This window comes from Mycobacterium sp. E802 (genome assembly GCF_001666875.1).
Classification (GTDB): domain Bacteria; phylum Actinomycetota; class Actinomycetes; order Mycobacteriales; family Mycobacteriaceae; genus Mycobacterium.
On record NZ_LZJD01000177.1, the window covers coordinates 74,789 to 94,225 of the forward strand.

The 19,437-nt window shown below is 67.8% G+C and carries 17 protein-coding genes and 1 pseudogene; 8 read left to right on the top strand and 10 right to left on the bottom strand.

Annotated features, from left to right (window positions below):
- Positions 1 to 9 precede the first annotated feature (9 nt).
- Positions 10 to 1,098, top strand: a complete 1,089-nt coding sequence (locus tag A5699_RS25725) for a methyltransferase (RefSeq protein ID WP_067775938.1) — start codon at positions 10 to 12, stop codon at positions 1,096 to 1,098.
- On the opposite strand, the gene A5699_RS25730 is transcribed toward A5699_RS25725, so the two are convergent.
- From A5699_RS25730 to A5699_RS25750, 5 genes are all read right to left on the bottom strand, one after another.
- Positions 1,095 to 1,604, bottom strand: coding sequence for a hypothetical protein (locus tag A5699_RS25730; protein WP_067775880.1), 510 nt, complete (start codon positions 1,602 to 1,604; stop codon positions 1,095 to 1,097). The genes A5699_RS25725 and A5699_RS25730 overlap by 4 nt on opposite strands.
- On the bottom strand, positions 1,601 to 3,478 hold the full coding sequence (locus tag A5699_RS25735) for an alpha/beta hydrolase (protein ID WP_067775883.1): 1,878 nt from the start codon (positions 3,476 to 3,478) through the stop codon (positions 1,601 to 1,603). The genes A5699_RS25730 and A5699_RS25735 overlap by 4 nt, the downstream gene beginning before the upstream one ends.
- A 1-nt stretch (position 3,479) precedes the next feature.
- Positions 3,480 to 3,785, bottom strand: a complete 306-nt coding sequence (locus tag A5699_RS25740) for a type VII secretion target (protein WP_067775886.1) — start codon at positions 3,783 to 3,785, stop codon at positions 3,480 to 3,482.
- Between the two features lie 71 nt (positions 3,786 to 3,856).
- The gene (locus A5699_RS25745; RefSeq protein ID WP_067775889.1) at positions 3,857 to 4,480 is read right to left on the bottom strand and encodes a TetR/AcrR family transcriptional regulator; all 624 of its coding nucleotides are present in this window, start codon (positions 4,478 to 4,480) and stop codon (positions 3,857 to 3,859) included.
- 36 nt (positions 4,481 to 4,516) lie between these two features.
- Positions 4,517 to 5,653, bottom strand: coding sequence for a glycoside hydrolase family 3 N-terminal domain-containing protein (locus A5699_RS25750; protein ID WP_067775892.1), 1,137 nt, complete (start codon positions 5,651 to 5,653; stop codon positions 4,517 to 4,519).
- Positions 5,654 to 5,756: 103 nt separating this feature from the next.
- On the opposite strand from A5699_RS25750, the gene A5699_RS25755 reads away from it, so the two are divergent.
- Positions 5,757 to 5,930, top strand: coding sequence for a DUF2613 domain-containing protein (locus A5699_RS25755; protein WP_003891682.1), 174 nt, complete (start codon positions 5,757 to 5,759; stop codon positions 5,928 to 5,930).
- Positions 5,931 to 5,991: 61 nt separating this feature from the next.
- Positions 5,992 to 7,980 (top strand): annotated as a pseudogene (locus A5699_RS30355) (DUF3367 domain-containing protein); the annotation flags it as partial.
- Positions 7,981 to 8,683: 703 nt separating this feature from the next.
- Here A5699_RS30355 and A5699_RS30360 read toward each other — a convergent pair.
- The 3 genes from A5699_RS30360 to A5699_RS25770 all read right to left on the bottom strand — a co-directional run bounded on the left by A5699_RS30360 (position 8,684) and on the right by A5699_RS25770 (position 12,773).
- Entirely contained in the window at positions 8,684 to 8,890 is a 207-nt protein-coding gene (locus A5699_RS30360; RefSeq protein ID WP_369806774.1) for a hypothetical protein, read from the bottom strand.
- 1,252 nt (positions 8,891 to 10,142) lie between these two features.
- Positions 10,143 to 11,081, bottom strand: coding sequence for a R2-like ligand-binding oxidase (locus A5699_RS25765; RefSeq protein WP_067775895.1), 939 nt, complete (start codon positions 11,079 to 11,081; stop codon positions 10,143 to 10,145).
- A 105-nt stretch (positions 11,082 to 11,186) separates the two neighbouring features.
- The gene (locus tag A5699_RS25770) at positions 11,187 to 12,773 is read right to left on the bottom strand and encodes an MFS transporter (RefSeq protein WP_067775899.1); all 1,587 of its coding nucleotides are present in this window, start codon (positions 12,771 to 12,773) and stop codon (positions 11,187 to 11,189) included.
- Positions 12,774 to 12,813: 40 nt separating this feature from the next.
- Here A5699_RS25770 and A5699_RS25775 point away from each other — a divergent pair, with 40 nt between their 5' ends.
- Positions 12,814 to 13,131: a GNAT family N-acetyltransferase gene (locus tag A5699_RS25775; protein WP_067775902.1), complete on the top strand. Its 318-nt coding sequence runs from the start codon at positions 12,814 to 12,816 to the stop codon at positions 13,129 to 13,131.
- 58 nt (positions 13,132 to 13,189) lie between these two features.
- Positions 13,190 to 14,161, top strand: coding sequence for a phosphotriesterase (locus A5699_RS25780; RefSeq protein WP_067775905.1), 972 nt, complete (start codon positions 13,190 to 13,192; stop codon positions 14,159 to 14,161).
- A 5-nt stretch (positions 14,162 to 14,166) separates the two neighbouring features.
- On the opposite strand, the gene A5699_RS25785 is transcribed toward A5699_RS25780, so the two are convergent.
- Positions 14,167 to 15,285: an acyltransferase gene (locus A5699_RS25785; RefSeq protein WP_231965831.1), complete on the bottom strand. Its 1,119-nt coding sequence runs from the start codon at positions 15,283 to 15,285 to the stop codon at positions 14,167 to 14,169.
- Between the two features lie 235 nt (positions 15,286 to 15,520).
- Here A5699_RS25785 and A5699_RS25790 point away from each other — a divergent pair, with 235 nt between their 5' ends.
- Genes A5699_RS25790 through A5699_RS25800 form a run of 3 tightly spaced genes read left to right on the top strand, consistent with a single transcriptional unit; the run spans position 15,521 to position 18,570 of the window.
- Positions 15,521 to 16,711, top strand: a complete 1,191-nt coding sequence (locus tag A5699_RS25790; RefSeq protein ID WP_067775911.1) for a DUF3068 domain-containing protein — start codon at positions 15,521 to 15,523, stop codon at positions 16,709 to 16,711.
- 20 nt (positions 16,712 to 16,731) lie between these two features.
- Entirely contained in the window at positions 16,732 to 18,354 is a 1,623-nt protein-coding gene (locus A5699_RS25795; RefSeq protein ID WP_197508397.1) for a hypothetical protein, read from the top strand.
- Between the two features lie 36 nt (positions 18,355 to 18,390).
- Complete coding sequence (locus tag A5699_RS25800) at positions 18,391 to 18,570, top strand: hypothetical protein (protein ID WP_197508393.1); 180 nt, start codon at positions 18,391 to 18,393, stop codon at positions 18,568 to 18,570.
- A gap of 331 nt (positions 18,571 to 18,901) precedes the next feature.
- Here A5699_RS25800 and A5699_RS25805 read toward each other — a convergent pair.
- Positions 18,902 to 19,437 (bottom strand): IS630 family transposase (locus tag A5699_RS25805; RefSeq protein WP_157561452.1); only part of this gene is annotated, 536 nt, incomplete at its 5' end.

Here is a 19,437-nt window from a genome sequence, read left to right on the forward strand (position 1 = left end):
ATTCATTCGATGCCTCCTGCGAAGGTTCCGCCCGCCCGGTTGGTGCGCGCCGTCGAACGCATCCGCCATCATCTGCGTCGCCTGCATCAACGTGCGGTACCGCCGCCGGCGGCGGTGCTCGAGATGATCCTGGGTGCCTGGGTTGCCCAGGGCATCACCGTCGCCGCACAGCTGGGGGTGGCTGACGCGCTGGCCGACGGGCCGCTGCGCCCCGCAGAGTTGGCCGCCCGGGTCCAGGCCGACCCGGACGCCCTGGACCGGTTGATGCGGGCCCTGGTGGGCGAGGGCATCTTCCGTCGCACCCGAGACGGTCGTTATGCGCTCAACGCGCTGGGCGACACCTTGCGCAAAGACGCCCCGGTCTCGATCGCTGGGATGGCGAAATTCGTCGGCTCACCGCAGCACCGCGAGCACTGGAGCCATCTGGCCGACGCGGTCCGCACCGGTGAGGCCGTCGTCCCCAAGCTGCGCGGCATGGAGACGTTCGACTACATCGGCTCCGACCCCGAACTCGGGGCGATCTTCAACGACGCCATGACCAGCATCTCCGAATTGGCGATCGCGCCGGTGGTGGCGGCCTACGACTTCTCCCGCTTTTCCACGATCGCCGATGTCGGCGGTGGCCACGGCCGCCTGCTGGCGGCTGTCCTCGAAGCCACCCCGGCCGCCCGCGGAGTGCTCTATGACCTGCCTCAGGTGGTCGAGGGGGCGCCGGAGCTGCTGGACCGGTACGGGGTGACCGACCGGGTCCGCATCGTCGCGGGCTCGTTCTTCGACAGCGTCCCCGATGGCGCCGACGCCTACCTGATGAAGAACATCATCCACGACTGGCCTGACGCCTTGGCGTTGACGCTCCTGCGCAACGTGCGTGCGGCCGCGGCGCCGGGCACCACCCTGCTGCTGGTCGAAGGCGTGATACCCGACCATGACCGGGAGTACCTCGGCAAGTGGACCGACATGGAGATGCTGATCGGCATCGCGGCGCGGGAGCGCAACGAGGATGAATACCGAAAGCTCTACCAGCAAGCCGGATTCCGGTTGACCCGCGTGGTGCCGACGGCCTCGCCGTTCAGCGTGGTGGAGGGGACGGCGGTCTAATCCTCTTCCGCGCATGGTGAGGTGGCATGCACATCGAGTCCGTACACGCCGCCCGCCGTCGTTTCGGCCTTGACCGAGACCACGTAACCGCGGCCATCCTGGTAGACCTTGTAGTTCTCCGGCTCGGGATCCGGCCGGGTCCACGGGACCGGTTGGAATCCCTGATCGCGCAGGGCATCGATGCGGGTGAGCGCCGCCTCGACCGCTGCCGGCGCCGGGTCGACGGTCCACTCGGAGACCTGCACCTTCCACGGCGGACCGACCGACATCAACGCGTCATCGGTGCGGCAGCCGATCTTCCGGGCGTACGCCGGATCGGGACTGACCGGCTTGTCGACGATCGCCGAGACATAACCGGCTGCCACCCGGGCGGCCTCGGTCACGGTCAAGGTGGTGGGCTGCATCGTCGCCTCCCCTTCGATACCGGGATTGTCTTTACGGAAGAGCCCGCAGGAGCTGGTGGCGAGCACCAGCATGGTCACGAAAACTGTTGTGGCGAGCTTCATTTGACCTGCACTCGAGGTCCGCGGCCGGGATTGTCCGTCACCACCGGATTATCCCACGGATGTTGCCGTCGATCGTAGGATCCGTTGTCATCCCACGGCAGGTTGGGGATCTTCGGCCCACCGGCCGCACGCCCCTGGTCGGCGGCCTCGGCCCCGAAGTTCCCGTCGTCGCCGACATCGATGTCGACGTAGTTGGTCTGGATCCCGCGCTCGACGTAAGCCGTGGCCTCGCCGCCGTTGATCACCGCCACCATGTTCCGGAACGCATCGGAATCATAGTCGTCCCAATACTTTCCGTGCGCATCCGTACCCACGATCACCTGGTTGGGGTGGGCCCCTTCCGGCCCGTAGTACCCGGTGTCGAGCCGGGTGACGCCGGGAATGTTGTCGGGATCGGTCGCCGAGGGCAGCCCACCCAACGGGTTGCCGATGCGTCCGTCGACGTTGTGCGGGATACCCGGGATCTGATCCACCCCCGGGATGTTCGACAGGGACACATCGCGGGGCAACGACTGCACCACGGCAATCGGATCACCCGGCGCGGTCATCGAATAACGCTGCACGTCGGGGTTCGGATTGGTGTACTCGCCGGTGAGGATCCCGGTGCCGGCCGACGACGCATGCAGAATCCGGTCGGCGCGCAGACCCATCTGCTCGGCAGTGCCGACGATGGCACCACCATAGGAATGGCCGATATAGGTGACCGGCGTGCCCGGTGCGCGCTCGCCCACCGCGCGGTCGATCTCGTGTCCGAACGACACCAGTTTCGGGGCCATCGACGCGGCATAGGACGGGTCGGCAGCCTTGTCCAGGCCCTGGGGGAAATCGTCGCCGAGGAACAGGAAGACCGGCGACCCGGACTGCTTGGCCAGTTCCATGGCCGACGCGTGGTTCGAACCACTGCCGTTGAGGTTGGTGTTGGTACCGGGAACGACGACGCCCACGCCCTTGATGCCGGGCTTGATGTCACCGATCATCTCGATCATCCGTCCGTTGCCCTCGGTGGAGAAGGCCACGAACTTGCGCGGCACCAGATTGCCGCTGCCGTTGGGATCCTTGATCGGGGTCAGCATCGCCTCAAGTTGCTTGACGCGGGCCTCGTCAGGATGTTCCTTGGCCTTCTCCTCGGCGAGCGCGTTGCGGATGTTGATGTTGTTGGCTTCGATCCTGGTATCGAACGGCACCCCGTCGGTGTTGCCCATCACCTGCGGGTCGGCCAGCACCATCTCGTGCAGGGTTTCCGGACTCAGCCCCGCCAGGAACGCGGCCCGCTCGTCGGGCGTCATCCCGGCCAGCCGGTCCACCAATGCCTTGGGGCTGTTCGGATCGGGTGCCTGCTTGGGGTCCGGCGCGCTGAGCGAGGCCGCGGCATCGCGAACCTGTTGTCCCACTTTGGTGTCGGTGGTCTCGAACTGCGCCAGCATCGTCTTGAGTTGCGCCGACGCCCGGGCGGCCATCGCCTGCAGCAGCATCCGGTTCACCGGACTCAACCGCGAGAAGAAGTCCAGCGCGCTGCCGGGACGGATCGAGACCGTGCCGTCGTCGGCGACCTGCCAGCCCTGTCCTCGAAGCTGTTCGACGCTGCCGAGAATGGCGTTGCGTTGCTGCACCAACTCGGCGCCACCTGACTGCAGGGCGGTCTGCAACGCGGTCAGGCTGTCATGGAGGCGTTGCATGCGTTCCAATGACGCTGTCGCGCTTGCGATGGCGGCGTCCGCCGAGGTACCTGTCCAGCCCGACCGCAGGGTGTCGATCATCGCTCGCTGCTGATCCATCTGGGCCGACAGCACCGATGCGCGGTTGCCGATGTCGGCGCCGCTCTGCACGAGTGCCTCAGGGTTGGACGCTTCCACCTGAGAGATCGACGCGGGCATGTCAGCCGGTCGGCTTGATCGAGTTCAGTCGACGCGCGGACTCGTCGTCGGTGCGCTGGTAGGCGTCTGCCGCGGAGGTCAGCTTGCCGGCGTGCGCACTGACCTCGCTGCCGACCGTCTTTGCCGCACCGTCGACGATCGGGGCGACCTGGCCGCATGCGGCACCGCTCTGCAGGCCCGGCATCGCCGCGGCCGCTGCGCTCAACGGCTGACCGACATCCAGGCCGGAAACGGCCGCACCCACGGCGGACTCGGTTCCGGCAGCGGCCCGCAACTGTCCGGGAGCAACCTTGAGCTCAGAACCCATGCTCCAAGCGTATGGCCCGCACCGGGGTCACCCGGACAGCAATTTCCGTGCGGGCTGCCGCGACCAAAAGCTCAGCCGGCGCTCACCGACTGTGTGCCCGCGTCCGACGGCGTGCCTTTCAGACCGCGCCAGAACAGGTTGATCATCAGCTCGGCGGACTCGTCGACGTCGGCATCTCCGGTGCTCACCCGGCTGGCGATCGCCTCGCCGGCGCCCACCAGCGCCACGGCCATCATCTCGAAATCACTGTCCGGCGACGGATTGCGGGTGCCGGTGCTCAACAGCCGGGCGACCAGGTCGATGATCCGCTCACGGCCTTCCCGGACCGTGTGCGCGAACGCCTGCGAGCTGGTGGCCTGGGTGTAGAGCACCATCCACGAGGCCCGGTTGCTGTCGATGTAGGTCAGAAACGCCAGCACCGCCGTCCGAAGCAGATCCTTCGGGCTCTGGCTGAAGTCGATCTGACCGCGCACGGTGTCCACGAACCGGGCCAGCTCACGGTTCAGGCAGGCCCCGAACAACTCTTCTTTGGAGCCGTAGTAGAGGTACAGCATCGGCTTGGAGATCTCGGCCTCGGCGGCGATGGCGTCCATCGACGTCTCGTGGTAGCCGTTGACCGAGAAAATCTGTACCGCAGCATCGAGCATCTGCTGTTCGCGTACGGCCCTCGGCAGCCGCTTCGTTCCACCTGCCATCCGAACAGGATAAGCGTCGCCGGAGCCCGCGGACTCTCAGCAGCGGACGCCACCCTTGGCCGCGGCATTGCGCTGCAACGCGGCGTCCACGGTGGCCTGGCTCAGTTGACCGTCGGCGAGTGCTTTCTCCAGGCCATCGAGCACCGCGGGCACCTCATCCGTGGTGATCCACAGCGCGTTGTCCGCGCCGGCCTGCAGGGCCCGCAGCACCGCGTCGGCCACGCCGTAACGCTGGTTGATCGCCGCCATGCTCGACAGGTCGTCGGTGTAGACCAGGCCGTTGAACCCCGGACCGCCGTAGCCACCCGAGCGCAGCAGCTGATAGGCCGCCGGGCTGAGGCTGGCCGGGTCGGTGCCGGTCAGACCGGGCACCTCGACGTGGCCGACCATCACCGCGACCGGCGCCTCGGTGGTCAGGGTGCGGTACGGGATCAGGTCGTTGTTCTGCAGATCGGCCAGCGGCGGCGTGGTCACCGAGCCGGTATGCGAATCACCCGAGCCGTGACCGTGGCCGGGGAAGTGCTTGAGCACCGGGAGCACCCCGGCCTCGCGCAGACCGCGGGCGTAGGCACCGGCATATTCGGTGACCTTGGCCGGGTCGGCGGAGAAGGACCGGTCGCCGATGACGGTGTCGTCCGGGGCGTCGGAGACGTCGACGACGGGCGCGAAGTCGACCGTGATGCCCAGCCCGCGCATCTTCTTGCCACGCTCCAGCGCGATGCCGTACACCTCGTCGACGGTGTGGGTCTGGGCCAGCACCCGGGCCGACGGCTGCTCACCGATCAACGAGGACAACCGCGACACCCGGCCACCTTCCTCGTCCACAGTGATCGCGACCGGCAGTGGACCGGCCCCGGCGATGTCGGCCACCGTGCCATCGGACAGCATCGACAGGTCGGTCCAGCTGCCGATCATGATGCCGCCGACGTGCTGGTCGGCGACCACCGCACGGGCGTCGTTCCCGTCGGTGACCCCGACGGTCAGCAATTGGGCGAGTTTGTCGCGGGGCGACAGGTCTGCGAGATCACATACCGGGGCCGCGGGCAGCGGCGCGTTGGTGGACATCGGCTTGTGCTCGGGGGAAGACGGTGCCGACGACGGGTTGCTCGGCGAGCAGGCCAGCAGCAGTCCGGACAACGCGACGAAGGTTGCGACGAGACGCGGTGAAGCCATGGGCCCCGACCTTAGCCGGTGAACAAGCCGTTATCGATTCTCTGCGTGTCGGTCCCGCTGCTCCTCACCCGGAACGGTGGCGTTGTCGTGCTAGGTTGGCCGGGTGAATCGGTTCGTCGTACCCTCCGCGGCCAGCATTGTCGTCGGCCTGCTGTTGGGGGCGGCCGCCGTTTTCGGTGTGACGCTGATGGTGCAGCAGGACACGAAGCCTCCGCTGCAAGCGGGCGACCCGGCGTCATCGGTGCTCAACCGGGTCGAGTACGGCGACCGGTCTTAGCTTGGATGTGCCGCTGCCGCGGCGAGGCTCGGATGTGCCCCTGCCGCGGCGCTGGCTGTGGGTGGTCGCCGCTGCGACACTGCTCCTGACTTTCGCCCAGTCACCCGGAGAGATCTCACCCGACACCAAGCTCGACCTGACCGCGAATCCGCTGCGGTTTTTGGCCCGGGCGTTCAACCTGTGGAACAGCGATCTGCCGTTCGGGCAGGCGCAGAACCAGGCCTACGGCTACCTCTTCCCACACGGCGCCTTCTTCCTGGCCGGTGATCTGCTCGGCATTCCCGGTTGGGTGACGCAGCGGTTGTGGTGGGCGCTGCTGCTCACTCTCGGCTTCTGGGGTGTAATTCGGGTCGCCGAGGCCCTGGGCATCGGCAGTAGGAGTTCCCGGGTTCTCGGCGCGCTGGCCTTCACCCTGTCACCGCGCGTGCTGACCACCTTGGGCGCGATCTCCTCGGAGACGCTGCCGATGATGCTGGCGCCGTGGGTGTTGTTGCCGGTCATCCTGGCGCTGCGGGGCGACCGGAACCTGCGGCTGATGGCCGCCCGGTCGGCAGGCGCCGTTGCGCTGATGGGTGCGGTCAACGCGGTGGCCACCTTGACGGGATGCCTGGCCGCGATCATCTGGTGGGCCTGTCACCGGCCGAACCGGTTGTGGTGGCGGTTCACCGCGTGGTGGGCGTTGTGCGGGGCGCTGGCCGTCACCTGGTGGGTGGTGGCCCTGGTGCTGTTGGGCCGGATCAGCCCGCCGTTCTTGGACTTCATCGAATCCTCGGGCGTCACCACCCAGTGGATGTCGCTGACCGAGATGCTGCGCGGCACCCACAGCTGGACCCCGTTCGTGGCGCCCACCGCCACCGCCGCCGCCTCGATGGTGACGAGTACGGTCGCGGTGCTGGCTACCACGCTGGTGGCCGCGGCGGGCCTGGCCGGGCTCGCACTGCGCTCGATGCCCGCCCGCGGTCGGCTGATCACCATGCTGCTGACCGGTGTGGTGCTGCTCGCGCTCGGCTATTCCGGGGGACTCGGCTCGCCGGTGGCGACGGCGGTCCAGGACTTCCTGGACGGGACCGGAACACCGCTGCGTAACCTGGCCAAGCTCGACCCGGTACTGCGGCTGCCGCTGGCCCTGGGCATCGCACATCTGCTGGGCCGAATCCCGTTGCCCGGCAGCGCACCCCGGCTCGTCTGGCTCAGAGCGTTCTCCCGACCCGAACGTGACAAGCGGATCGCGGTGGCCATCGTGGTGCTGTCGGCACTCGCCGCGGGCACCTCGATCGCCTGGACCGGCCGGATCGCACCGGCCGGAACCTTCACCGCGATCCCGCAGTACTGGCACGATGCGGCCGACTGGCTCGATGAACACAACACCGACCGGGGCCGCGTCCTGGTCGCCCCCGGCGCTCCGTTCGCCACCCAGACGTGGGGCAACAGCCACGACGAACCCCTGCAGGTGCTCGGCTCGAGCCCGTGGGGTGTACGCGACTCCATCCCGTTGACACCGCCGGAGACGATCCGCGCCCTGGATTCGGTGCAGCGGTTGTTCGCCGCCGGCCGACCGTCCGACGGACTGGCCGATACCCTTGCCCGCCAAGGCATTTCCTACGTGGTGGTGCGAAACGACCTGGATCCGGACGTGTCCCGATCGGCACGTCCGGTCCTGGTGCACCGGGCACTGGAAGGATCACGCGGGATCGTCAAAATGGCCGAGTTCGGTGCGCCAGTGGGGCCGGGAACCCTGGAGGGTTTCGTCGCCGACAGCGGTCTGCGTCCGCGCTACCCTGCCGTCGAGATCTACCGCGTCGACACCGGTCAGACCAACCCGAGCGCGCCCTATCTGGTCGATGCCGACGCCATGACCCGGGTGGCCGGTGCTCCCGAGGCCCTGCTCCGCTTGGACGAGCGACGTCGCCTGACCGGCCGGCCCCCACTGGGGCCGATGCTGTTGGCCGGAGACGCCGAACGCGCTGGCCTACCGGTGCAGCTGGACAAGACCGGCGGCGTCATCGTCACCGACACCCCGACCGCCCGCGAGATCGACTACGGCCGCGTCGACGACCATGCCTCGGCGATCCACACGCCCGACGATGCCCGCCACACCCACAACCGGGTGCCGGACTACCCGGCCGACGGTGCCGCCGTGGTGTACGGCAAGTGGAACGGCGGACGGGTCTCGGTGTCGAGTTCGGCGGCCGATTCCACCGCGCTCCCCAACGTCGCACCGGCCACCGGCCCCGCCGCGGCCGTCGACAGCGACAGCTCGACCGCGTGGGTGTCCAATGCGCTGCAGGCCGCCGTGGGTCAGTGGCTGCAGGTCGATTTCGACCATCCGGTCACCAACGCCACGTTGACCATCACTCCCAGTGCCACCGCGGTCGGCGCCCAGGTGCGCCGGATCGAGGTGGCCACCGCAACGGGTACCAGCAGCCTGCGGTTCGACACCGCCGGACAACCGCTGACGGTGCCGCTGCCCGTCGGTGAGACACCGTGGGTACGGGTCACCGCGGTCGCCACCGACGACGGGTCGGCAGGCGTGCAGTTCGGTATCACCGACCTGGCGGTCACCCAGTACGACGCGTCGGGCTTCGCTCACCCCATCACGTTGCGGCACACCGTCGAGGTTCCGCCACCACCGGCGGATGCGGTTGTGGCGCAATGGGATCTGGGCACCGAACTGCTGGGCCGCCCCGGATGCGCCGACAGTCCGGCCGGCGTGCGCTGCGCGGCGTCGTTGGCGCTGGCGTCCGAGGAACCGGTCAACCTGAGCCGCACCCTGTCGGTGCCGAGTGCCACGGAGGTGCAGCCGACCGTATGGGTCCGGTCCCGCCAGGGGCCGAAACTGGCCGATCTGATCGCCCAGCCCGGCAAGACCCGCGCCTTCGGCGACGCCGACCCGATCGATGTGCTCGGCTCGTCGTATGCCGCCACCGATGGCGATCCGAGGACGTCGTGGACCGCGCCACAACGCGTGGTCCAGTTCAAGGCACCCCCGACGCTGACCCTGAAGCTGCCCGCACCGGCCGAGGTGGGTGCGCTGCGGATCGACCCCGGCACCACGCAGCCGCCCGCACATCCGACCCTGGTGGCGATCGACCTCGGTGACGGTCCGCAGATGCACAAGCTGCCCGCCGAGGGCGAAGCCGCCACCGTGACGCTCAAGCCGCGGACGACGGACACGATCACGGTGTCCCTGCTGGGGTGGAACGACATCATCGACCGGACCTCACTGGGATTCGATCAGCTCAAGCCGCCCGGGCTGGCCGAACTGACCGCCATCGACGTCGCCGGCAAGCCGATCGCCGCCGCCGACGCGGCCGCCAATCGCCAACGGGCAGTGTCACTTCCGTGCGGACAGGGCCCGATCATCGGTGTGGCCGGACAGTTCATCCAGACCTCGGTGCGCACCACGGTGGGCGCCCTGCTCGACGGCGACCCGATCCCGGCCCATCCCTGCCGGACCGACCCGGTGACGCTGCCCGCCGGGCAACAGGAGCTGTTGGTCAGCCCGGGCGCCGCCTTCGTCGTCGACGGGATCGTGCTCAACACGCCGGCCGCTGTCGAATTGTCCACCGCCACAACCACTCCCGTGGACACTCCGGTGTGGTCACCGGATCGGCGCGAGGTGCAGGTGCCGGCGTCGGCCACCGCCCGCGTCCTGGTGGTCCCCGAGAGCGTGAACCCCGGTTGGACGGCGCGAGGCGCCGATGGCACCGAGCTCACGCCGGTGAAGGTCAACGGCTGGCAGCAGGGTTGGGTGATCCCGGCCGGGGACGCCGGACCCGTGACGCTGACCTTCCCGTCGAACACGCCCTACCGCATCGGCTTGATCGCCGGGCTCGCGTTGCTGCCCGTGCTGGCACTGCTGGCGTTGTGGCCGGCCCGGCGCCGCGATCCCGAACTCGACCCGGCCCGGCCGTGGCCGGTTCCCCCAGTGCTCGCCGGCGCAGCGGTACTCGCGGTCGGAACGGCGATCTCCGGTCTGGCGGGGTTGGGGGTGGCCGCCGCCGTTCTCGGCCTGCGGCATCTGCTGCGTGATCGCGAAGACCTGCGCGAGAAGATCACGGTGTCGGCGGCCGCGGGCGGGCTCATCCTCGCCGGCGCCGCGCTGAGCCAGTACCCGTGGCGCTCGGTCGACGGCTACGTCGGGCACTCCGGCTGGCTGCAGCTTCTTGCGCTGGTGTCGGTGCTCGTCGTCGCGGCGTCGACGGTGACGGATCAGGCGGTCGCCAGGGCCCGCTTGTCCTCGTCGGCGAAGGTGTCCTCCAACTGCAGCGGCGAATAGTCAAGGTCGATCTCGGAAACGGGCCGACCACGCGCACTGCTGATGGTGCCGAACCGGCGCATGCCCTTGTCGCTGGAGTACTGCATGAACTCGTCCTCGACCAGACCGAACGGAACGTCCGGGGCGTACAGCGCGAAGCCCTCTTCGGTGAGACGTAGGGCCAGCGGGATCAGCTCGGTCATCCGGGATTCGAAGACTTCCCAGTTGGCGTCGTCGGCGGCGACGTGCCTGCGGCAGGTGAAGGTGCCCCAGGCCATGTGGCGGCGCTCGTCGTCACCGATCCGGCGCACCAACTCCTGCATCCCGGGAAGGATGCCGCGCCCCACGCAGATCCGGTGCCAGGCGAAGTAGCCGGTCAGCGCCAGCATCCCCTCCACGACGTGGTTGTAGACCACCGAAGCCCGCACCTGGGCGGCCGGCGAGGGGTCGACCGTCAGCTTCTCGAGCGACTCCGGCAACTCGTCACAGAAGATCTGCCGGTAGGCGGGCAACTCGTCGAAGTAGCCGTGCAGGTCCTGGGTCACCCCGACGGCGTCCAGCCACATCCGGAACACCTGGGTGTGCTTGGCCTCCTCGAAAGCGAACTGGGTCAGATACATTTCGTCGCCGAGACGGCCCTCGGCCCGCATGGCGCTCATGAACGGCTGGATGTCGTTGGTGACGGCTTCCTCACCGGCGATGAACTGCGCGCACAGTCGGGTGGCGTACTCGCGTTCCCGCTCGGTCAGCGCCTCCCAGTCCTCCCGGTCGCGGGAGAAGTCGATATCGGCCGGGTTCCAGAACTTGGCGTTTCCCCCGGCAAAGAGCTTCAGCGGCAAGCTGTCCCAGTTGAGACCACCGGCCGCGAGCGAGCCGAACCGTGTTCTAGTCATGGGCAGACCTCCTCGGATGCGCCCGCCATCTTAATGTGGCATAGATCACAGTCAAGGGGACGCTCGGCGGCCCGTCAATAGGTCTTCAGGGGTATTCAGGGGTGTTCAGCGGGTCTTCACCGCGATCAGATGATGCGACACCGGCGGGCCCTCGACCCACTGTTCCACCGACTGCTCGATGAGCAGATCGTTCCCGGTCAGCCGGGTGCGGTGTTGACGCAGATGCTCGTCCCACGACCGCACCACGAACGCCTCGACGAAGACGGCTTCAGCCTCGACATTGCGGAACAGCTGCCATTGCGTGGCGCCGGTGCGTTGCCGCGACCGGCCGAGCACGCCCATCGCCGCGAAGAACTCGCTCTCGTGCTGGGGTGCCACCCGGTAGGAGGTGAGCACCAGGACCGGACCGTCCGGGGGTGCCGGCTCGAACACCAGGGCCGGTTCGGGCCAGTGCGCCGAAGGCGTGAGATCGAGATCGCCGGTGCGTGCGTGCAACGGCCACCACCAGGCTGACAGCGCGCATAAGACCAGCAGGGCGGCACTGATCAACAGCGCCGTCACGGTGCTGGTGGCGCCGGCGACCAGGCCCCACACCAGCGAGCCGATGGCCTGCCCGCCCATGAAGGTCAACTGGTACACCGACAGGCCGCGGGCCCGTACCCAGGCGGGCAGGCTCAGCTGCATCGAGGCGTTGAGCGTGGACAGTGCCAATAGCCAGCACGTACCGCCGACGACGAGCGCCGCCAGTACCACGGCGAAGTTGTGCACGAGCGCGAGAACCGCTGTGGCACCGCCAAATCCGAGTGCGGCCACGATCAGCAAGGTGTTGAGGCCGAACCTCGACTGCAGCCGCCCCAGGACCAGTGCACCGAGCACCGCGCCGACACCCAACGCGCCCAGCAGCAGCCCGTACCCGGACGATGTCAGGCCGAGTTGACGCTCGGCGATGACCGCGAGCAGACCCCACAGCGCGCTTCCCGGCGCGATGAACAACACCGCCCGCAGCAGGATCCGGCGGATGATCGGCGAGCGGCGGATGAACCGTCCCCCGGCGCTCAGCGCGGCCAGCGGTCGCTCGGCGGGCAACAGCTGTTCAACGGCCGGGCGGCGCCAGAGCAGCAGAACCACGACGATGCCGAAAAACGAAATGGCGTTGAGCGCAAACACCAGTGTCGGCCCGGACAGCGACACCAGTGCACCGGCGATCGCCGGACCGATCGCCCGGGCACCGTTCATACTCATGCTGCCGAGCGCCGCGACCGCGGGGATCTGTTCTCGCGGAACCAGATCCGGTTGGATCGCCTGCCAGGCCGGGGCGGTCAACGCCTGCCCGCAGCCGATCAGGAACAGCAGGGTCAGCAGCACCGTCGGGGTCGCCAGACCCGCGCCGGTCAAGGTGGCAAGGGCGGCGACACCGGCCGCCATCGCTCCCTGAGTAGCCAGTAGCAGCCGGCGCCGGTCGACCAGGTCGGCGAGCACACCAGAGGGCAGCGCCAGCAACATCACCGGCAGGGTGGTGGCGGTCTGCACCAACGGCACCAGCACCGGGGCCCGCGGATCGTCGACGAGCATCCACTGCGCACCCACCGTCTGCATCCAGGTACCCAGGTTGGAGACGAACTGCGCGATCCACAGCGCGCGGTAGATCGGCGAGGCCAACGGCGCCCAGGTCGACGTTGTGGTGACGGCCATCTGACAGATCGTGCCAGTGCGGCTGCGGCATAGTGGGGACATGGCTGAAGTCCGCAACATTCCCGAAGCACACCACTACGAGATCACCGTCGATGGTGAGCATGCCGGCCTTGCCGCCTATGTCGACTCCGGCGATCAACGCATCTTCCACCACACCGAGGTCGACGACAAGTTCGGCGGCCAGGGCCTCGGCGGTGAGCTGGTGTCCGGCGCACTGACCGACACCCGCAATGCCGGCAAGCGCGTCGTCGCGGTGTGCCCGTTCGTCGTCAAGTACGTGCAGAAGCACCACGACTTCGACGACGTTCTTGACCCGGCCACCCCGGAGGTGCAGGCGGCGGTCGAAGCGGCCACCTGAGCCGGACGGAAACCAAATCTCGGTACGCAGTGGCGAATTCGGCCTAGCATCTCCGACTGTGCCGACTGTGAACACCGCGCGTGGTGCCATCGACGTTGCCGACCTCGGGACCACGCTCATGCACGAGCACGTCTTCATCATGTCGGCCGAGATGACCCAGAACTATCCGGAGTCCTGGGGTGACGACGCCAGCCGGGAAGGCGATGCCATCGCGCGGCTCACCGAACTCAAATCCCGTGGCATCGACACCATCGTCGACCTCACGGTGATCGGACTGGGCCGCTACATTCCGCGCATCGCCCGGATCGCCGAGGCCACCGACCTCAACATCGTCGTCGCCACCGGCTTCTACACCTACAACGATCTGCCCCTGACCTTCCACTTCAACGCGCCCGCGGCGGGCGGGGTCGACCCGATGACCGAGATGTTCGTCCGCGACATCGAAGGGGGCATTGCCGATACCGGTATCAAGGCGGCAATCCTCAAGTGCGCCACCGACGAACCCGGTGTCACCCCCGGTGTGGAACGGGTCTTGCGGGCCGTCGCCCAGGCCCACCGGCATACCGGCGCGCCGATCTCCACCCATACCCACGCCGCCACCCGCCGCGGCCTGGAGCAACAGCGCATCTTCGCCGAGGAGGGCGTCGACCTGTCCCGGGTGGTGATCGGCCATTGCGGCGACACCACCGACATCGGCTACCTCGAGGAGCTGATCGCCAACGGCTCCTACATCGGCATGGACCGGTTCGGGGTGGATGTCTTCCTACCGTTCGAGGAGCGGGTCGCCACCGTCGCGGCGATGTGCCGGCGCGGTCATGCCGACAAGATGGTGCTCTCCCACGACACCTGGTGCTACTTCGATGCGCTGCCCGACGAGAAGACCAAAGCGGCCCTGCCCAACAGCCATTACCTGCACATCCACGACGACGTGCTGCCCGCACTGCGTGACCGTGGGGTCAGCGAGGAACAGATCGACACGATGTTGGTGGACAACCCGCGCCGGATCTTCGCGCGCCAGGGTGGGTACTGACCTGCTCAGCGCGCCGCCGGTGCGGGTTCGGGCTCGCCGGTGATCGAGCTGTCCAGCGGTGGGACGGGGCGCTCGTGGCGATACTCCCAGCGCCGCAATGCCTCTCGACACGGCGACTCCACCAGCGCGTAGCTCACCGCGGCCAACGCGAAGCCGAACACGAGCGTCAACACCAGCACGATCAGCATCTGCCCGTTGAACAAGAACTCGCCGATCATCGGGAACACCATCGCCAGAGCCGCCAGGTGCCAGACGAACAGTCCGTAAGACCAACGGCCCAGCGTGACCATCACCCGATTGCCCAGAATCCGGTGCCGGGTGTCGGGATGATCGAGCACCAGCGGCGCCAGCAGCGCACCTGCGACGATCGCGCCCATCGCGGTCTTGAGCGTCACCTGTTCGACCGAACCGGGTCGCAGGCCCTCCAACCCCGCCAGCGGGGACGCCGCGATCGCGAACGCCACCGCGGCGATGACGGCCATGAGCACCCGCCGTCGAGCCAGGCGGTGCACCCAACCGAACGGGCTCACCGTCAGCTCGGCCAAGACCATGCCGGCGGCGAACCACGAGAAGAACGCCGGCGGCCAGTTCCACGGGTTGAGGCCCGTCGTCCCGTCGAACGGGATGCGCACCCACAGCAGGCTCAGCGCCGCCACCGCGATGATCACGCCGATGCGCGCCCGCACCGGGAGCCGTCGCGCCAGCAGGGCCAGCACCGGCAGGGCCAGATAGAAGCTGACCTCGACCGACAGGCTCCACATCTGGGTCAGTCCCGCCGTCAGCGTCAGCGGCACGTAGATCTGCGTCAACGTGAGGTTGGCCAGCCACACCGTCAGATCGGCCTTGGCCTCGGGAAGCAGCAGGATGATCACCACGACGGCCACCACGTAGCCGGGCATGATGCGCACGACGCGGGAGCGCAGGTAGTGACCGGTGCGGGGACGCGGCCGCAATCCCCGGGCAGCGGCGGCGTGGCCACGCCACAGCAGAAAGCCCGACAGCGCGAAGAACACCGCCACGGCGAGGTCGAACCGGCCGAAGAACCGGCCGCTCACCCCGGTGGTGTGCCCGGTCTGGAAGGCGACGTGGGTGAGCACCACGCCCATGGCCGCGCAGGCGCGCATGCCTTCGACAGCCGGCAGGAAGCTGCGTGTCCCGCCGACCGGTTCCGTACCGGTGTCCCGGTCCGATCCTCCGGTGGCCACGGCGACCAGTGTGCCGCGCCCCGACAACCCCGCCAAACTGCGGGTCAATGCACCGGTGGGGTGCCGCCGGAGTAAGTAATGGCCTTAAATAGTGCTGTTAGGGTCGAACGGGTTTGCCTCACGACGAGTTGGCCCACACTGAAGGAGGCCCGGTTTGAACCGCGCAGTGGCGCTGCGTATCGCGGCATGCGGACTGATGGGGCTCGGTGCAGCCCTGCTCATCGCCGCACTGTTGCTCACCACCTATACCAAGGGCAAGATCGCGAAGATCCCGCTCAACCTGGATACCAGCCTGGTCAGCGACGGAACCGCGACCGCGTTCGATCCGGAATCATTGACCGCCGAGAAGTTCTCCGTGGACCGCAACGTGCCGGTCGCCCTGCAACAGCAGGTCAGCGTGGAGTCGCCGTCGAACGCCGAAGTGGTGACGCTGCAGGTGGGCAGTTCGCTGCGGCGCACCGATCGCCAGAAGGACTCCGGCCTGCTGTTGGCGATGGTCGACACCGTCACGATGAACCGCAGCACCGCACTGGCGGTGTCCAGCGACAACAACCCGGGCGGCGCGCTGCAGAAGCCGCGGGCGATCGAGGACGAGAAGCCGCCGACGAACATCGCGTTGCCGCACGAGGGCCTGAGCTACCGATTCCCGTTCGACACGGAGAAGAAGACCTACCCGTTCTTCGATCCGATCGCGCAGAAGCCGTTCGATGCGAACTACGACGGTGAAGAAGACATCAACGGCTTGACCACCTACCGGTTCATCCAGAACGTCGGCTACGACGCCGACGGCAAGCTGGCCGAGCCGGTCAAGTACTCCTCGCTCTACGAGGACGACGCGGACAGTTCGGTCACCGCGAGCGCTGCCATGTGGGGTGTCCCTGGCGAGCCGGACGAGCGGATCACGATGGACCGCTTCTACGCCGCACAGCGCACCTTCTGGGTCGATCCGGTGTCCGGCACCATCGTCAAGGCCGAGGACCACGGATACCAGTACTACGCACGCGATGCGCTCAAGCCAGAGGTGACCTACGTCGACTACAAGGTGACGTACAACGAGGAGACCGTGGAATCCCAGGTTGCCGCCGCTCAAGACGAGCGCGACCGGGTGGCGTTGTGGACCCGGATCCTGCCGATCACATTCACCGCGCTGGGCCTGCTGGCCCTTGTCGGCGGTGCCGTGGTGGGTTCGTTCGCGGTGCGCGCCGAGTCCACGCTGATCGATCCGGGGCTCGACACCGCCGATCACGGCTTCTTCGACACCCAGGGCTTCCAGGTCCCCGGCGCCGAGGCCAAGACCGAGAAGCTGCCTGCGCAACGCCCATCAGATCTACCGCCGGACCGATAGATCTGCGTCTGCGCTCCGCACTGCTGCCGGCCTACTCGCTGGCACTGTCGTTACTGGTAACCGGGCCCCTGCTGGGACCCGGTTACCTGCTTTTGCGCGACGCCGTCTCCACCCCGCGGTCATATCTGACCGATGCGGCGCTGGGACTGACCGAGGCCGCACCCCGGGCCCTACCCCAGGACTTCCTCGTCGCGGTCACCTCGACCGTGCTGGACGGTGGCGTGGTCGTGAAGGTCCTTCTGGTGGCCGGCCTGTGGCTGGCCGGCTGGGGTGCGGCGCGACTGGCCTCCACCGTGCTGGACGCCGGTTCGGCAGGCCAGTTCATCGCTGCGACGCTGGCGATCTGGAATCCGTATGTGGCCGAACGATTGCTGCAGGGCCACTGGAGTCTGTTGGTCGGCTACGGCGCGATGCCGTGGGTGGCGGTATCGGTGGTCAAGCTCCGCGCCGGTGCGGGCTGGGGGCCCGTCTGGGGCGTGGTGTTCTGGATCGCGTTGGCCGGGTTGACGCCGACGGGTCTGATGTTGGCCGCCACGGTCGCGCTGGTGTGTGTCGCGGCGCCGGGGGCCGGTTGGCCACGGCTGCGGGCAGCTGGTCTCGGATTGGGTGCGGCGGTACTGGCCGCGACGCCGTGGTTGGTGGCAGCGGTGGTGGGCGGAGCCGTGTCGTCGCCGGACTCGGCGGCCGGGGTGCAGGCGTTCGCCGCCCGGGCCGAACCCGGTCTGGCCACCGTGGGCAGCCTGGCCGGCCTGGGCGGGATCTGGAACGGTGAAGCGGTACCCGGATCGCGCACAACGGTTTTCGCGATCGTGGCGACGGTTGCCTTGCTCGGTATCGTGGCGCTCGGTCTGCCTGTGGTGATTCGTAACCGGTCGGCTGTGCCACTGCTGATCTTGGCGGCCGCCGCAGTGCTGATCCCGGCCGCGATGGCCACCGGGCCCGGACTGGCGTTCGTCGAGGCGGTGGTGCGGGCCGTTCCCGGTCTCGGTGTGGTGCGGGACGGGCAGAAGTGGGTGGCCCTGGCCATGCCGGGTTACGTGCTGCCTGCTGCTGCCGCCCCGGTGACGTTGAGTCGATTGCGGGTACCGGCTGCCGCCGCGGCCGCGGTGTGCTGCGCGGTGTTGATCGCGGTGTTGCCGGATCTGGCGTGGGGCGTGGGCAATCAGATGCGCGCCGTGCACTATCCCGCGAGTTGGGCCGCCGCGGCAGCCCAGATCAACGCCGATCCCCGGCCCGTGGTCGCGTTGCCTCCGGACAGCATGCGCGAATTCCCTTGGGCCGGAAGCGCTCCGGTGCTCGACCCACTGCCCCGCTGGGTTCGTGCCGAGGTGTTCCAGACTGGTGATCTGTCCATCGGCGGCCAGACCGTGCCCGGGGAGGGGGCACGAGCGCGGGCCGTGCAGGACCTGGTGCTGTCCGGCGCCACCGACCAGCAGTTGGCCGAGGCCGGGGTGGGCTGGGTGGTGCGTGAATCCGGCGGCGAGGTGAGCGTGCACCGGGTGGGCGGTTCGTCTCCGTCGTCCCCGCACCGCGCGTTGATGATCGTCGCGCACCTGGTGTGGTTGTCCGCCCTGGTGGCGGGCGCTGTAGGGATGGCCGCCAGTGCCCGGCGGGTTGGTTCGCGGGCATCGTTGGACCCTTAGCCGCCCGTAGCTTATGCCGACCCACTCAGCCTGCCTGTGAATTATTGGCCGTACCAGGCTCTGGCGCAGCGCATCTGGGAACCGCGAGACAACCTGTCCAGCCACGATGCCGGTTACGTCGCATTGGCCGAAGCCATCGATGCACCTTTGGTGACCCTCGATGTCCGACTGGCCCAGGCGCCCGGCCTCGCGTGCGCGATCGAATTCCCTGGGTAACCGGCCGGGTTGGCCTTTTTGCGTCGCGTAACGCAAGTGGGTGGCGAGGTGCCCGCCTATGCGCGACAACTCAGCGACAATCGGCGCGTGAGCATCATGGGCACCGTTCGTCACACAGCTATTCACTACTCACGTCACTGAAGCACCAAAAGTCCCATCCGCCACGGATTTTGGGTTGCTCAACTATCAGCGACAGAGTCGCTCGCATGCGGGCACTGGACAGCTGATGTTCATGAGGCCAATGGTGCGCGAGGGTCAAAATCGCCGAGCGACAATGGGATTGGTGAGACGTCACGATACCGATGTGGCGATTGTCGCTCGATTGTCGCTACTAGTGGTCCGTCTGCGATTTGATCTGGTTAAGAGTGGCTCTGCCGCGTTGGACTTTGGCGATGATGTCCTCGGCGGTGGCTTTCCAGATGAAGGGCTTGGGGTCAGCGTTCCAGTGCGCGGCCCATGCGGTGATGGCTTCGGTGAGTTCAGCGACGCTGGTGAAAACACCACGACGCAGTCGTTTGTCGGTGAGTTCTTTGAACCAGCGTTCCACCAGGTTTACCCACGAACTCGAGGTCGGGGTGTAATGCAGGTGCCACCGACGACGATCCTTGTGCGCCAACCACTTCGCGATCTCAGGGGTGGAGTGCGCCGACAAGTTGTCCAGCACGACATGTACACCGAGACCACGCGGAACGCTGGCATCGATCTGTTTGAAGAACCGCAACACGTCAGCGCCGGTATGCCCCTTGCGCAGGTCGGTCAATACCTCACCGGTAGCAACATTCATCGCCGCGAACAGATCGATGGTGCCGTTGCGTTTGTAGTCGTGTGTCATCGTTCCCGCGCGTCCGGGTTTCATCGGCAACGATG